This window comes from Lysobacter gummosus, assembly GCF_001442805.1.
Classification (GTDB): domain Bacteria; phylum Pseudomonadota; class Gammaproteobacteria; order Xanthomonadales; family Xanthomonadaceae; genus Lysobacter; species Lysobacter gummosus.
This window is the reverse complement of sequence record NZ_CP011131.1, coordinates 4,553,725-4,568,485: the sequence shown is the minus strand read 5'-3', so window position 1 is coordinate 4,568,485 and position 14,761 is coordinate 4,553,725. Positions and strand designations below refer to the sequence as shown.

The 14,761-nt window shown below is 66.0% G+C and carries 10 protein-coding genes and 1 pseudogene; 6 read left to right on the top strand and 5 right to left on the bottom strand.

What is annotated here, in order from left to right; translation table 11 throughout:
* The first annotated feature begins 4 nt into the window (after nucleotides 1-4).
* The 3 genes and pseudogenes from ftsA to lpxC all read left to right on the top strand — a co-directional run bounded on the left by ftsA (nucleotide 5) and on the right by lpxC (nucleotide 3,964).
* A complete protein-coding gene (gene ftsA, locus LG3211_RS18485; protein ID WP_057944111.1) occupies nucleotides 5-1,240 on the top strand; it encodes a cell division protein FtsA in 1,236 nt (411 codons plus the stop codon).
* Between the two features lie 194 nt (nucleotides 1,241-1,434).
* Nucleotides 1,435-2,508 (top strand): annotated as a pseudogene (gene ftsZ, locus LG3211_RS18480) (cell division protein FtsZ); the annotation flags it as partial.
* Nucleotides 2,509-3,043: 535 nt separating this feature from the next.
* On the top strand, nucleotides 3,044-3,964 hold the full coding sequence (gene lpxC, locus LG3211_RS18475) for a UDP-3-O-acyl-N-acetylglucosamine deacetylase (protein WP_057944109.1): 921 nt from the start codon (nucleotides 3,044-3,046) through the stop codon (nucleotides 3,962-3,964).
* A 373-nt stretch (nucleotides 3,965-4,337) separates the two neighbouring features.
* On the opposite strand, the gene LG3211_RS18470 is transcribed toward lpxC, so the two are convergent.
* Nucleotides 4,338-4,805: a DciA family protein gene (locus LG3211_RS18470; protein ID WP_083512651.1), complete on the bottom strand. Its 468-nt coding sequence runs from the start codon at nucleotides 4,803-4,805 to the stop codon at nucleotides 4,338-4,340.
* Nucleotides 4,806-4,812: 7 nt separating this feature from the next.
* Between LG3211_RS18470 and LG3211_RS18465 the strand changes: the two genes are divergently transcribed.
* The 3 genes from LG3211_RS18465 (at nucleotide 4,813) to LG3211_RS18455 (ending at nucleotide 9,860) form a co-directional block, all read left to right on the top strand.
* Nucleotides 4,813-5,724 carry a M23 family metallopeptidase gene (locus tag LG3211_RS18465; RefSeq protein WP_057944107.1) on the top strand — a complete coding sequence of 304 codons (912 nt, stop codon included), beginning with the start codon at nucleotides 4,813-4,815 and terminating at the stop codon, nucleotides 5,722-5,724.
* Between the two features lie 361 nt (nucleotides 5,725-6,085).
* Nucleotides 6,086-8,806 (top strand): preprotein translocase subunit SecA, encoded by a 2,721-nt coding sequence (gene secA / locus LG3211_RS18460; protein ID WP_057944106.1) that lies wholly within the window; start codon nucleotides 6,086-6,088, stop codon nucleotides 8,804-8,806.
* A gap of 88 nt (nucleotides 8,807-8,894) precedes the next feature.
* On the top strand, nucleotides 8,895-9,860 hold the full coding sequence (locus tag LG3211_RS18455) for a Nudix family hydrolase (RefSeq protein ID WP_057945583.1): 966 nt from the start codon (nucleotides 8,895-8,897) through the stop codon (nucleotides 9,858-9,860).
* Nucleotides 9,861-10,098: 238 nt separating this feature from the next.
* Here LG3211_RS18455 and coaE read toward each other — a convergent pair whose 3' ends face one another.
* The 4 genes from coaE to pilB are packed head-to-tail and all read right to left on the bottom strand — an operon-like array spanning nucleotide 10,099 to nucleotide 14,628.
* Nucleotides 10,099-10,719 carry a dephospho-CoA kinase gene (gene coaE / locus LG3211_RS18450; RefSeq protein ID WP_057944105.1) on the bottom strand — a complete coding sequence of 207 codons (621 nt, stop codon included), beginning with the start codon at nucleotides 10,717-10,719 and terminating at the stop codon, nucleotides 10,099-10,101.
* Nucleotides 10,720-10,721: 2 nt separating this feature from the next.
* The gene (locus LG3211_RS18445) at nucleotides 10,722-11,609 is read right to left on the bottom strand and encodes a prepilin peptidase (RefSeq protein WP_057944104.1); all 888 of its coding nucleotides are present in this window, start codon (nucleotides 11,607-11,609) and stop codon (nucleotides 10,722-10,724) included.
* A gap of 21 nt (nucleotides 11,610-11,630) precedes the next feature.
* Nucleotides 11,631-12,893 (bottom strand): type II secretion system F family protein, encoded by a 1,263-nt coding sequence (locus tag LG3211_RS18440; protein ID WP_057944103.1) that lies wholly within the window; start codon nucleotides 12,891-12,893, stop codon nucleotides 11,631-11,633.
* A gap of 4 nt (nucleotides 12,894-12,897) precedes the next feature.
* A complete protein-coding gene (gene pilB / locus LG3211_RS18435) occupies nucleotides 12,898-14,628 on the bottom strand; it encodes a type IV-A pilus assembly ATPase PilB (RefSeq protein WP_083512649.1) in 1,731 nt (576 codons plus the stop codon).
* Nucleotides 14,629-14,761 lie beyond the last annotated feature (133 nt).

The window sequence follows — 14,761 nt, the reverse complement described above, 5'->3', positions numbered from 1 at the left end:
AGTCATGAATCGCAAAGGCGACAAGTCGCTGATCGTAGGCCTCGACGTTGGCACCTCGAAAGTGGTGGCGCTGGTGGGCGAGTATTCGCCCGGCAATCCCATCGAGGTGATCGGCATCGGCTCGCACGAATCGCGCGGACTCAAGCGCGGCGTGGTCGTGGATATCGAATCCACCGTGCAGTCGATCCAGCGCGCGATCGAGGAAGCCGAGCTGATGGCCGGCTGCGAGATCCGCTCGGTGTATGCCTCGATTTCCGGCAACCACATCCAGTGCCGCAACTCGCAGGGCATCGCCCCGATCCGCGACGGCGAAGTCACCTATGGCGATCTGGACCGGGTGCTGGACGCGGCCAAGGCGGTGGCGATCCCGGCCGACCAGAAGATCCTGCATGCGATCCCGCGCGACTACGTGCTCGACGATTCGCAGGAAGGCATCCGCAATCCGGTCGGCATGACCGGCGTGCGCCTGGAGGTGCACGCGCACCTGGTGGTGTGCGCGCAGTCGGCCGCGGCCAACATCAGCAAGTGCGTGCAGCGCTGCGGCCTGCAGGTGGACGATCTGATCCTGGGCGTGCTGGCTTCGAGCAACGCGGTGCTGACCAGCGATGAGCGCGAGCTCGGCGTGGTGCTGGTCGATATCGGCGCGGGCACCACCGACATCGCGGTGTTCGTGCAGGGCGCGATCGCCCACAGCGCGTCGCTGCCGATCGCCGGCGATAAGGTCACGGAGGACATCGCGCACATGCTGCGCACGCCGACGCCGGAAGCCGAGCAGATCAAGGTGCGCTACGCCTGTGCGCTGGCGCAGATGGCCACCGCCGAGGAATCGATCCAGGTGCCCAGCGTCGGCGACCGTCCGCCGCGGCGCATGCCGCGCCACTCGCTGGCGCAGGCGGTGCAGGCGCGCTACGAGGAAATCTTCGAAATGATCCAGGCCGAGCTGCGCCGTTCCGGCTTCGAGCATCACGTCCGCGCCGGCATGGTCCTGACCGGCGGCGCGGCCAAGATGGAAGGCGTGGTCGAGCTGGCCGAGGAAATGCTGCAGATGCCGGTGCGCGTGGGCATTCCGCAGCACGTCACCGGCCTGGGCGAGGTGGTCGGCAACCCGGTGCACGCCACCGGCGTGGGCCTGCTGCTGATGGGCAGTCAGATCGAAAACCCGCGCCGTCCGGTGATCTCCACCGGTCGCGCCGGCAGCTTCTTCAACAAGATCAAGAACTGGTATCGCGGCGAGTTCTGACAGCCGGGATTTGAGATTCGGGATTCGTAACAGCAAGAGCGACAGCACTGGCAGGTTGTAGCAACGGCGGTAACGGTAGTAACAGAAACTAAAACCAAAAACGTCGAAGAGGACGGCATCGGAATCGAGACCAGCGCTTTTGCGAATCCCGAATCCCGATTCCCGAATCCCGACACTTATAAGAGGACGAGGACATGGCACACTTCGAATTGGTTGAAAAAATGGCCCCGAACGCGGTCATCAAGGTCGTTGGCGTGGGCGGCGGCGGCGGCAACGCCGTGGCGCACATGGTCAGCGGCAACGTCGATGGCGTGGAGTTCATCACCGCCAACACCGACGCCCAGGCGATCAAGAACTGCGGCGCCAAGCTGCAGCTGCAGCTGGGCAGCAACGTCACCAAGGGCCTGGGCGCCGGCGCGAATCCGGAAGTCGGCCGTCAGGCGGCGCTGGAAGATCGCGAACGCATCATGGACGCGCTGACCGGCGCCGACATGGTCTTCATCACCGCCGGCATGGGCGGCGGCACCGGCACGGGCGCGGCGCCGGTCGTGGCTCAGCTCGCGAAAGAGATGGGCATCCTGACCGTGGCCGTGGTCACCAAGCCGTTCCCGTTCGAAGGCCGCCGTCGCATGCAGGTCGCGCTCAAGGGCATCGAGGAGCTGTCGCACCACTGCGATTCGCTGATCACGATCCCCAACGAGAAGCTGATCACCGTGCTCGGCCGCAACGCGACGATGATCCAGGCCTTCCGCGCGGCGAACGACGTGCTGCTCGGCGCCGTGCAGGGCATCGCCGATCTGATCGTGCGTCCGGGCCTGATCAACGTCGATTTCGCCGACGTGCGCACCGTGATGAGCGAGATGGGCCTGGCGATGATGGGCACCGGTGCCGCGCGCGGCGACGATCGCGCTCAGGCCGCGGCCGAGTCGGCGATCCAGAACCCGCTGCTCGACGACGTCAACCTGGCCGGCGCCAACGGCATCCTGGTCAACATCACCGCCGGCCCGGACTTCACCATGGCCGAGTTCGACGAAGTGGGCCGCACCATCGAAGGCTTCGCTTCCGAAGACGCCACCGTGGTCATCGGCACCGTGCTCGATCCGGACATGCAGGACGAGGTCCGCGTCACCGTGGTCGCCACCGGCCTCAACCGCGTCGCCGCCAAGCAGTCGGTGCGCGGCCAGGGCTATGACCGCGAATCGCAGCGCGCGCCGATCCAACTGGTGCGCAACGCGACCACCGGCCAGCCCGAGTTCGGCGCCATGGACGACGTCGGCCATGCGCCGATGCCGAGCTTCGGCGGCAGCCTGCGCGGCAACACCCGCCAGGAACCGACCGGCCCGGCCGTGGCCGATTTCGGCAGCGACAACAGCTACCTGGACATCCCGGCGTTCCTGCGCCGTCAGGCGGATTGAAGCGTTGAAGCCAGGAACGAGTGCACAGGAGTGAAAAACGAGTAAAAGCCCGGCTTTTACTCACTCCTCTCAACTGGTTCCTGCTTCAAGAACCACCCAAGGGCCGGACTCGTCCCCGGCCCGAGGCATCTTGCCCCGGCGTTATCGCGCGGGGCTTTGGGCCGGTCGGCCCGACCCGAAAGGGCGGGCCGACCGGTCAGTTTGACGCTCGCTGTTGACAACGGCGGGACAGTGCGTCCTTTTCGTTCAGGTTCAGCGACCTGCGTGCTAATCTTGCGCAGTTTCGTGTCCGTCCCCATTAGCTATTCCGTCCTCGCGGCCCCAGGGCCTTGCGGACGGACAGCCAGCAAAATCCCAGAACAAGAACTTCGCGGAAGTCCCCACGACCATGCTGCGTCAGCGCACCCTCAAGAATGTGATCCGCGCCACCGGCGTGGGCCTGCACAGCGGCGAGAAGGTTTTTCTCACCCTGCGTCCGGCCCCGGTGGACACCGGCATCGTGTTCCGCCGCGTCGATCTCGACCCGGTGGTGGAGATGCCAGCGCGCGCCGATCTGGTCACCGAGACCACGTTGTGCACCGGCCTGACCTACGGCGTCGGCAAGGTCATGACGGTCGAGCATCTGCTCTCGGCCATGGCCGGGCTGGGCATCGACAACTGCTATGTCGAACTGTCGGCGCCGGAAGTGCCGATCATGGACGGCTCGGCCGGCCCGTTCGTATTCCTGCTGCAGTCCGCCGGCATCGCCGAGCAGGACGCGCCGAAACGTTTCATCCGCATCAAGCATCCGGTGGAAGTGCGCGAAGGCGACAAGGTCGCGCGTTTCGAGCCGTTCGAAGGCTTCCGCCTGGGCTTCACCGTGGTCTTCGACCACCCGGCGATCCCGGCCTCGCAGTCGCGCGCGGAAGTGCAGTTCTCCACCGAGAACTACATCCGCGAAGTCAGCCGCGCTCGCACCTTCGGCTTCATGCGCGATCTGGAGTACATGCGCGAACGCAACCTCGGCCTGGGCGGCTCGATGGACAACGCGATCGTGCTCGACGAATTCCGCGTGCTCAACGACGACGGCCTGCGCTACGCCGACGAGTTCGTGCGCCACAAGATCCTCGATGCGGTCGGCGACCTGTACCTCGCCGGCCATCCCATCATCGGCGCCTACGAGGGCCACAAGTCCGGCCACGCGCTCAACAACAAGCTGGTGCGCGCGCTGCTGGCCGAGCGTTCGGCCTGGGAACTGGTGAGCTACAGCGACGCCGAGCCGGTCCCGGTCGCCTACGGCGAACCGCTGACGGCCGGATACGCCGCCTGAGGCAGCGCCGGGTCGCCCCGATGGGCCGCCCGGACAAAGCCGGACCCGCGCCTCGCCGTGGTCCGCAACGCGCCCGCCATGGCGCCCGATCGACCCAGGGGCATCCGGCCGCCGCCGCGATGCCTGCTTCGTGCCGGAGCCCTCCGGCCTTATGCGAAGCCCGCCGGCCGCGTAGCGCCGGCCGTAAAAAGTCAGGAACGTTAACTCGGTCACACTCGTGAATGCAGCGTGACGCCTTAACGTTTTTCTAACGGAAATTTTCTGGAACCCTTCCGAACACTTAACAAACCCCTGGGGCCCGGCCAGTAGGATTCTCCGACCCGGCACTCGGACCCCCGCCGGCTCCGCCCCTGAAGCGCGAGCCTACCGAGCGTCAGCTGGCATCGTTGGAACCCGACGGATCGGGCTTGTTCAACGACGCCAGTGCGGCCTGCAGCGCAGCTTGCGTCGCGGCCGACATGGGTTTGGCCTTCCGAACCGGTGCTGCCGCCGGGTTGGGAACCGTCGTCTTGACGACGAGTTCGGCCGTATCCAGTCCGATGGATCGGGCTGCGTCGAGCAGTTCCGGAGCCGCGAGCCGAAGCTTGGCGCGCCACACCGGGGCATCGACGACGTACACGAGCCTGCCGCGTTCGAAGTTGGCCAGCCGCGCATGCGCGGCGATCGAAGGCGGCAGGTAGGGGCGTAACCGACGGTCCAGTTCGTCGAGCCACAGCGCTCGCCGGACGATGGAACCGCCCGGGTTGCCGGTAGCGGGGTCTGCTCCCGCCAGCGCATCCATAGCGATGCGCGGCGAGGATGGGCCGCGCGATGGCGGCCTTTTGGGCTTGTAATCAGACATCGGACACATGACCTATCAATCCATCGTAAACAACACGCGCGCCAGGCTGGATGGTTTCTTCCAGCAGTGCGGCCGGATCGGCGCTCGCCGCCCCGCGCTCGTCATGGCGCTGCTGCTCGGCACCGGCGTCACCATCGGTGCCGGCGCCGGCATCGCCGACAACCGCATGCTACGCGCCGAACTGGCCCAGCAGCAGGGCCAGATCGCCGCGACCCGCCGCGACGCGCAGCGCGAGATCAACGCCCTGGCCGCGCGCATGGGCGAGCTGCAGGCCGAGGCCAACCGCCTCAACGCCCTGGGCGAGCGCCTGACCCGCATCGGCCAGCTGCAGGACGGCGAGTTCGATTTCAACAAGCCGGTCGGCGTCGGTGGCGCCGGTCCCGTGCGCGACATGGCCAAGCCGGAGCTCAACGCCGGCATGGACCAGCTGGAAAGCCAGTTCAAGGCTTCCGGCGAACAGCTGTCGGTGCTCGAAGCGCTGCTGTTCAATCGCCAGATCGACATGAACGCGGTGCCCTCGCGCGCGCCGATCGCCAACAGCTACATCACTTCCGGCTTCGGCGGCCGCGCCGATCCGTTCAACGGCGGCGCTGCGTTCCACAAGGGCATTGATTTCGAAGCCGACGTCGGCGACCCGGTCCTGGCCGTGGCCGACGGCGTGGTCAGCTACTCCGGCGTGCGTTCGGGCTACGGCAACGTGGTCGAGATCGATCACGGCAATGGCTACGTGACTCGCTACGCGCACAACTCGCGTCTGCTGATGAAGGTCGGCGAGCTGGTCCGCGCCGGGCAGGAGATCGCCAAGGCCGGTTCCAGCGGCCGCTCCACCGGCGCCCACGTGCACTTCGAGGTCTGGGAAAGCGGCCGGGTCGTCAATCCGGTCAAGTTCCTCAACCAGCAGTCGCCGCTCAGAGGGTAAGGCGGGCCTGCTTGCGAGCCATTGGCTCGCGGCCCGTCGAACGCCCGCCGCACCGCGGCGGGCCGGAACGATAGACGGCAACTGCGAACCCCCGAATTGGGCAAAGTCCCACATTCGATAGGCGCACATCCCCCTTGATACCGTTCAGGTCGCCCCCCACGCTAGAATGCGTGTGGCCAAAGACCAGGCTCGATCCGATCGGGGGCGCATGGCGCCCCCGATTTCGTTTCGGCGAACCGCAAGGGGAGCCCTAGCGCGACGGATCGGCCGATCGACTGGATTCCTGGGGAACTTGCCGGCGGCAACGCGTTCTTAACACGTCCCGCCTGTGCAACCCCGTTCGCTTTACACGGACCCGTTCATGCTCAACAGCTTGCTTACCCGCGTTTTCGGCAGCCGCAACGATCGCCTGCTGCGCCAACTGCAACGATCGGTCGTCAAGATCAATGCGCTCGAGCCGGAGATGGAAAAACTCTCCGACGCCCAGTTGCAGGCCAAGACGCCGGAGTTCCAGCAGCGCATCGCCGACGGCGAGGCGCTGGACAAGCTGCTGCCGGAGGCCTTCGCGGTCTGCCGTGAAGCGTCCCGGCGCGTGCTGGGCATGCGTCACTACGACGTCCAGCTGATCGGCGGCATGGTCCTGCATCTGGGCAAGATCGCCGAGATGCGTACCGGCGAAGGCAAGACCCTGGTCGGCACGCTGCCGGTGTACCTCAACGCGCTCGAAGGCAAGGGCGTGCACGTGGTCACCGTCAACGACTACCTCGCACGCCGCGACTCGGCGTGGATGGGCAAGCTCTACAACTGGCTGGGCCTGAGCGTCGGCGTGGTTTACCCAGGCATGCAGCACAGCGACAAGCATGCCGCCTACGCCAGCGACATCACCTACGGCACCAACAACGAATTCGGCTTCGACTACCTGCGCGACAACATGGCGCTGTCGAAGGACGACCGTTTCCAGCGCAGCCTGCATTACGCGATCGTGGACGAAGTCGACTCGATCCTCATCGACGAAGCGCGCACGCCGCTGATCATCTCCGGCCCGGCCGACGAATCGCCGGAGCTGTACATCAAGGTCAACCGCATCGTTCCCTCGCTGACCCGCCAGGAGAAGGAAGACGGCGACGGCGATTACTGGGTCGATGAAAAGGGCAAGCAGGTGTACCTGTCCGAAGCCGGCCAGGAACATGCCGAAGAACTGCTGCGCAAGGCTGGAATCCTCTCGGAAGAAGACGATTCGCTGTACGCCGGCCACAACATCTCGGTCGTTCACCACCTCAACGCCGCGCTGCGCGCGCACGCCATCTATCAGCGCGATGTCGATTACATCGTCCGCGACGGCGAAGTGGTGATCGTGGACGAATTCACCGGCCGCACCCTGCAGGGTCGCCGCTGGTCCGACGGCCTGCACCAGGCGGTCGAAGCGAAGGAAGGCGTGCCGGTCCAGCGCGAAAACCAGACGCTGGCTTCGATCACCTTCCAGAACCTGTTCCGCATGTACAAGAAGCTGTCCGGCATGACCGGTACGGCGGATACGGAAGCGTACGAATTCCAGAGCATCTACGGCCTGGAAGTGATCGTGATTCCGACCAACCGCCCGATGCAGCGCAAGGACCATTCCGATCAGGTGTTCCTCAACCGCGCCGGCAAGTACCGCGCGGTGCTCGCCGAGATCAAGGCCTCCTACGAGCGCAAGCAGCCGGTGCTGGTCGGCACGACTTCGATCGAAGTATCGGAGATGCTCAGCCAGCAGCTCACCGCGGCCGGCGTCGCGCACGAAGTGCTCAACGCCAAGCAGCACGAGCGCGAGGCGAACATCATCGCCCAGGCCGGCCGGCCGGGCGCGATCACCATCGCCACCAACATGGCCGGCCGCGGCACCGACATCGTGCTCGGCGGTTCGCTGGAAGCCGAACTGGCCGATCTGGCCGCGCAGAACAACGGCGAACCGGTCGATGAAGTCACCCACAAGCGCCTGAAGGCGGCGTGGCAGGAACGTCACGACGCGGTCAAGGCCGCCGGCGGCCTGCACATCGTCGGCACCGAGCGCCACGAATCGCGCCGCATCGACAATCAGCTGCGTGGCCGCGCCGGCCGTCAGGGCGATCCGGGTTCCTCGCGCTTCTACCTGTCGCTCGAAGACAACCTGATGCGCATCTTCGCCGCCGACTGGGTGCAGCGCGTGATGGCGCGCATGGGCCTGAAGGAAGACGACATCATCGAAAGCCCGCTGGTGACCAAGCAGATCGCCAACGCGCAGCGCAAGGTCGAGGCGCACAACTTCGACATCCGCAAGAACCTGCTCGATTTCGACGACGTCAACAACGACCAGCGCAAGGTGATCTACGGCCAGCGCGACGAGTTGCTGGAAGCCGAGAGCGTGCAGGAGAACGTGGAAGGCATCCGCGCCGACGTGGTTGCCGACATCGTCCAGCGCTACGTGCCGGCCAATTCGGTCGATGAGCAGTGGGACCTGCCGGGTCTGCAGGCGACGATCGCACAGGATTTCAACGTCGATGTGCCGCTGGTGGAAATCGCCAACCAGGCCGACGAACTCGATTCCGACGCGGTCGGCCAGAAGGTCCAAGAAGCGGTCGCCGCGCATTTCAGTACGCGCGAAGAGCAGTTGGGCAGCGAAACCATGCGCATGCTCGAAAAGCACATCATGCTCAATGTGCTCGACCAGAACTGGAAGGAACATCTCGCGCGCATGGACTACCTGCGCCAGGGCATCCATCTGCGCGGTTATGCGCAGAAGCAGCCCAAGCAGGAGTACAAGAAGGAAGCCTTCGAGCTGTTCTCCGAGATGCTCGACAAGGTCAAGCGCGAAGTGGTGACGATCCTGGCGCGCGTGCGCATCCAGAGCGAAGACGAAATCGCGCAGATGGAAGCGCAGGAACGCGCCCAAGCCGAAGCGCAGTCGCGCCAGTTGCAGTTCCAGCACGCCAGCGCCGGCGGTTTCGGCGCCGACGAGGAAGCCGCGCAGGTGTCCGAAGACGCGTTCGCCAACGTCGGCCGCAACGATCCTTGCCCCTGCGGCAGCGGCAAGAAGTACAAGCATTGTCATGGGCAGTTGGGCTGATAAAGGCGGGATTCGGGATTCGGGGTTCGGGAATGGCAAAGCCGAATCCGGACTTGCCGGTCGCGAGGCCGGTGCTTCCGAATCCCCAATCCCGAATCTCCAATCCCGGCTCGTAGAAGTCGTCGCCGGAGTCATCCGCGACGCACGCGGCCGCATCCTGTTGAGCCGCCGCACCGAAGGCCGCGATCTGGCCGGACTGTGGGAGTTCCCCGGCGGCAAGCGCGAGCCGGGCGAAACCGCCGAGGCGGCGTTGAGCCGCGAGCTGCAGGAAGAACTCGGCATCGAGACCGAGGTCGGCGCCGCGCTGATCCGGGTGCCGCAGGCGTATCCCGACAAACGACTGGTCCTGGACGTGCGTGAGATCCGCGCCTGGCGCGGCAGCGCGCGCGGCCGCGAGGGCCAGGCTCTGATGTGGGTGCCGCCGCACAAGCTCGCCAGCTACGCGATGCCGCCGGCCGACCGGCCGGTGGTGGCGGCGCTGGAGCAGGCCGATCGCTACCTGGTTACGCCCGAACCCGGCGACAACGACGACGAATGGCTGGCCGCGCTGTCGCGCGCGCTGGCCGCGGGTGTGCGCCGGGTGCAGCTGCGCGCGCCCGAGTTGGGCGCCGGCGACGGGCAACGCTGGCCGCGTCTGGCGGCGGCCGCGGTCAAGCGTTGCCGCGCGGCCAAGGCCGAGGTGCTGATCAACGGCGACATCGCCCTGGCCAACGCGCTCGGCGCCGGCCTGCATCTGCGCGCGGCGCAGTTGCGGGAGCTGGGCGAGCGGCCGATCGCGGCCGGCGCGGTGCTGGCCGCTTCGTGCCACGACGCCGATGAACTGCGCGCGGCGCAGGCGCTGGGCTGCGATTTCGCCGTCGTCGGCTCGATCAGGCCGACCCCGAGCCACCCGAGCGTGCTCGGCATCGGCTGGGAAGCGTTCGCGGCCTTGCGCGAATCGGTGTCGCTGCCGATCTATGCGATCGGCGGGCTGGGTCCGGGCGATCTCGATGAAGCGCGACGCCATGGTGCCCAAGGCATCGCCGCGATACGGAGTTTGTGGGCGACTGCTTGAGGCGGTGCGCGTCCTTGCTCAAGCGGCCGCGATGGTCTGCTTAGAGCAGTCTGCAAGGGTTCAAGCGGGCAGGGGCGGTGCTATCGGACCGAAAGGCATCGGGCCTGAAGGCTCTTCCACAAAAATCCTGCCGCAGTCGCGGAGATCCTTGTGGGGGTGTCTTCAGGGCCGACGCCTTCGGCTCAATTCGCCGTACGCCCTCAAATCCGAGGCTTTTGACTCAGCCTGCCGTGCGCCTTCAGCCTCGCAGGCTCTCCGCCATCGCCCGATAGCGCCGGTCCAGCGCCTCGACCTGCACCTGTAGCGCCTCGATCGGCCCGTCGTTGACGAGGATGTCGTCGGCGATCGCCAGCCGCGCTTCGCGCGTCGCCTGGGCCGCGATCATGCGTTGGGCCAGTTCAACCTCGATACCGTCGCGGCGCATCACCCGGGCCTGCTGCACCGCCACCGGCACGTCCACGACCAGGCAACGATCCAGCCACGGATAAGCCTCGCGCCCGCCGCCTTCGGCCAGCAGCGGAATCGCCGCTATCGCATAGACGCCCGCGGCGGCTTCGCATTGCGCCCGCAGCATCGCCCGCACCAGCGGATGGACGATGGCTTCCAGCCGGCGCCGCGCGGTTTCATCGCCGAACACGAGCCGACGCATCGCCGCGCGGTCGAGCGCGCCCTGGGCATCGAGAATGTCGCGACCGAAGGCCGCGACGACCTGGGCCAATCCCTCGCTGCCGGTCTCGACCGCGGCGCGCGCGGCCACATCGGCATCGGCTACGACCACGCCCAGCGCCTGGAAGCGCCGGGTCACCTCGCTCTTGCCCGAGGCCACGCCGCCGGTCACGCCGACGCAGAACGCGGCCATGCTCAGCCGAGCCCGGAGAACCGCAGATAGGCCTGGAGCAGCGCTTCGCCCCAGAAGAAAACGATCCAGCCGGCGATCGCCAAATAGGGGCCGAACGGAATCGGAATGCCCATGTCGCGGCCCTTGACCGCGAGCCAGATCGAGCCGATCACCGCGCCGACCAGGGACGACATCAGAATCGTCGGCAGCACGCCCTTGAGCCCGACCCAGGCGCCGATGGCCGCCAGCAGCTTGAAGTCGCCGCCGCCCATGCCTTCGCGCGGGTCTTTGACCCGTTTGACCACGACCTGATACTGCTTGTAGACCCAGTTCACCAGCCACAGGCTGGTGAAGCCCGCGATCGCGCCGAGCACCGCCGGCTTGACCGGGAAATACAGGTTATCGCTGGCGGCGATGATGCCCAGCCACATCAGCGGCAAGGTCAGGCTGTCGGGCAGGTACTGCGTGCGCAGGTCGATGCCCGACAGGATGATCAGGAAGCTGGTGAACACCATCGCCCCGAAGCCCTGCCAGCCGAAGCCGAAGCGGGCCACGCAGGCCACCATCAGCAGCATGGTCAGCAGTTCGACCGCCGGGTACTGGATCGAGATCGGCGTCTTGCAGTGCCGGCACTTGCCGCGCAGCGCCAAGTAGCTGAATACCGGGATGTTTTCGTACCAGGACAGCTGGTGCTTGCAGTGCGGACAGTGCGAGCGCTCCACCGCGATGCCCGGCGGCGGCGGATCGTAGATCTCCGGCAGCTCCAGGGCCTCGCGCGCGTCCTTCTTCCACTCCCACTCCAATCGCTTGGGCAGGCGCAGGATCACCACGTTGTAAAAGCTGCCCAGCAGCAGTCCGAGTCCGGCCGCGAGCGGATACCCGAGGCCGGGGTTCTGATCTAGAAATGCCATGTGCGAAGGATACTTTGCCGATCAGATCGTCGCAGCCAGTTTGAAGATCGGCAGATACATGGCGACGACCATGCCGCCGACGATCACGCCGAGGATGATCATGATCAGCGGTTCCAGCAGGCTCGACAGCGCATCCACGGCGTTGTTGACTTCCTGCTCGTAGAACTCCGCGACCTTGACCAGCATGGTGTCGAGTGCGCCGGCCTCTTCGCCGATCGCGGTCATCTGGATCACCATGTGCGGGAACAGGTTGACCTGCTTCATCGCCATGTTGACCTGGTAGCCGACCGAGACGTCGTCGCGGATGCGCAGGACCGCCTTTTCGTAGACCACGTTGCCGGTCGCGCCGGCCACGGTGTCCAGTGCCTCGACCAGCGGCACGCCGGCGCGGAAGGTCACCGCCAGGGTGCGGGCGAAGCGGGCGATCGCGGCGTTGTGCAGGATCTGGCCGACGACCGGGATCTTGAGCATGGCCCGGTCGAGGAAGTGGGCGAAGGCGGGGGAGCGGTTCTTGGCCATGATGAAGGCCACGGCGGCGCCAATCACCACCAGCAATACCGCCCACCACCATGAAATCATGAAATCGCTCATGCCGATGACCATGAGCGTGAAGGCCGGCAAGTCGGCGCCGAAGCTCTTGAACGTGGCCTGGAACTGCGGCACCACGAAGATCAGCAGGATCGCGCTGACCAGGATCGCCACCGCGACCACGGTGGCGGGGTAGAACAAGGCCTTCTTGATCTTGCCCTTGAGGGTTTCGATGTTTTCTTTGTAGTTGGCGACCGTGTCGAGCACGGTTTCGAGCACGCCCGCCGATTCGCCGGCCTTGACCAGGTTGCGGTAAAGCTCATCGAACTGGACCGGATGCTTGCTCATGGCCTCGTGCAGCGACGAGCCGCTTTCCAGGTCGGCGCGCACCGAGTTCAGCAGCTTCTTCATGCGCGGGTTCTTGTGGCCCTCGCCGATGATTTCCAGCGAGGTCACGATCGGCACGCCCGACTTCATCATGGTGGCGATCTGGCGGCTGAAGATCGCGATTTCGCCCGGGGTGATGCGGCTGCCGGAGGCGCCGAACAGCGGCTTGCCCTTGGGCTTGACCACGGTCGGGGTGATGCCTTGCCGGCGCAGTTCGGCGCGCAGCAGGTTGGCGTTCTTGGCCGCCTGCTCGCCCTTCATCTTGATGCCGCGCTTGTCGGTGCCCTGCCAGACGAACATGTCGAGCGGGTTGGCCCGGCGTACTGCGGTCTGTGTGGCTTGCTTGGTGGCGGTTCGGGTCGCGGACATGGGCTTAGTCCTTGGTTACGCGGTTGATTTCGGCCAGGCTGGTGACACCGTTCATCGCCTTGTCCAAGGCCGAGCGGCGCAGATCGCGCACGCCCGACCGGATGGCGGCGGCGGCGATCTGCATCGCATTGCCGCCTTCGAGCACGATGGCCTGGATTTCGTCGGTCATGGGCATGACCTGATAGATGCCGGTACGTCCTTTGTAGCCTTCGGTGCAATCCGGGCACCCGACCGGCTCATAGAGTTTGACGCCGGCGGCAATTTCTTCGGGGGTGAAGCCTTCGGCGAGCAGGGCGTGCTCGGGCAGATGCACCTCGCGCTTGCAGTCGTGCAGGCGGCGGGCCAGGCGCTGGGCGATCACCAGGGTGACCGAGGAGGTGATGTTGTACGGCGCCACGCCCATGTTCATCAGGCGCGCGATGGTCTGCGGGGCGTCGTTGGTGTGCAGGGTGGACAGCACCATGTGGCCGGTCTGGGCGGCCTTGATGGCGATTTCGGCGGTTTCCAGGTCGCGGATTTCGCCGACCATGATCACGTCCGGATCCTGACGCAGGAAGCTGCGCAGGGCCGCGGCGAAGGTCATGCCGCGCTTGACGTTCATCTGTACCTGGTTGATGCCGGGCACGCGGATTTCGACCGGGTCTTCGACCGTGGAGATGTTGCGTTGGTCGTCGTTGAGGATGTTGAGCGCGGTGTACAGCGACACCGTCTTGCCCGAACCGGTCGGGCCGGTCACCAGGACCATGCCGTAAGGCTTTTGCACCGCACTGACGAACAGATCGCGCTGGTGGTCCTCGTAGCCGAGCTTCTCGATACCCAGCCGCGCCGCGCTGCCGTCGAGGATACGCAGCACGATCTTCTCGCCGAACAGGGTCGGCAAGGTGCTCATGCGGAAGTCGATCTGCTTGGTCTTGGACAGATTGAGCTTGATGCGTCCGTCCTGCGGCACGCGCTTCTCGGCGATGTCGAGCTGCGCCATGACCTTCAGGCGCGCGGCGATGCGCGCATGCAGCTTGTTGGGCACCTTGGCGACCTGCTTGAGCAGGCCGTCGATGCGCAGGCGCACGCGGTATTCGGTTTCGTAGGGTTCGAAATGGATGTCGGAGGCGCCGCGGCGGATCGCATCGACCAACACCTTGTTGATGAACTTCACGACCGGGGTGTCGTCGCCCTTGGCGTCGATGCCGGTGTCGGCGCCGACATTGGCCAGGTCGTCGTCGCGGCCGATCTCCAGCGTATCCAGGCCTTCGCCGTCGCCGACCGCGGCGGCGAGCTGGTCGGAGCTCTCCAGCCAGCGGTCCAGGGAGCGGCGGATCAGCTCGTCATCGACCAGGATCGCCTCGACGGCGGCGTTGGTCTGGAACTTGATGTCGTCGAGCGCGGCGGTGTTGGTCGGGTCGGACAGGCCGATGAACAGCTTGTTGCCGCGTTTGAACAGCGGCAGCGCGTTATGTTTGCGGATCAGCTCTTCGCTGATCGAACGGATCGCGGACTGGCCCGGATCCATCGCGGCGGGGTCGAACAGCGGTACGCCGAACTCGATCGAGTTGGCCGCGGCCAACTGCGCCGACGTGGCCAGCCGGTGTTCGGCCAGGTAGGTCGCCAGCGGCTTGCGCTCGGCGCTGGCCGCGGTCATGGCTTCGCGCGCCTTGACCTCGTCCAAGGCGCCGTCCATGACTAAACGCCGGGCGATGCCGGTGATCCCCACCAAATTGGCAGTAGCGACGGTGGACATTTCAGCCCTCAGTTTTCCCCACCCTGACTTTACCTCAATCTCAGTTCCTGGCGAGCTGACCGGTGTCGCTATTCTGCAGCCCGGCGGTATCGAGTCCAACTTGGACACGGTATCCTGCGCCACGGGGAGGTGG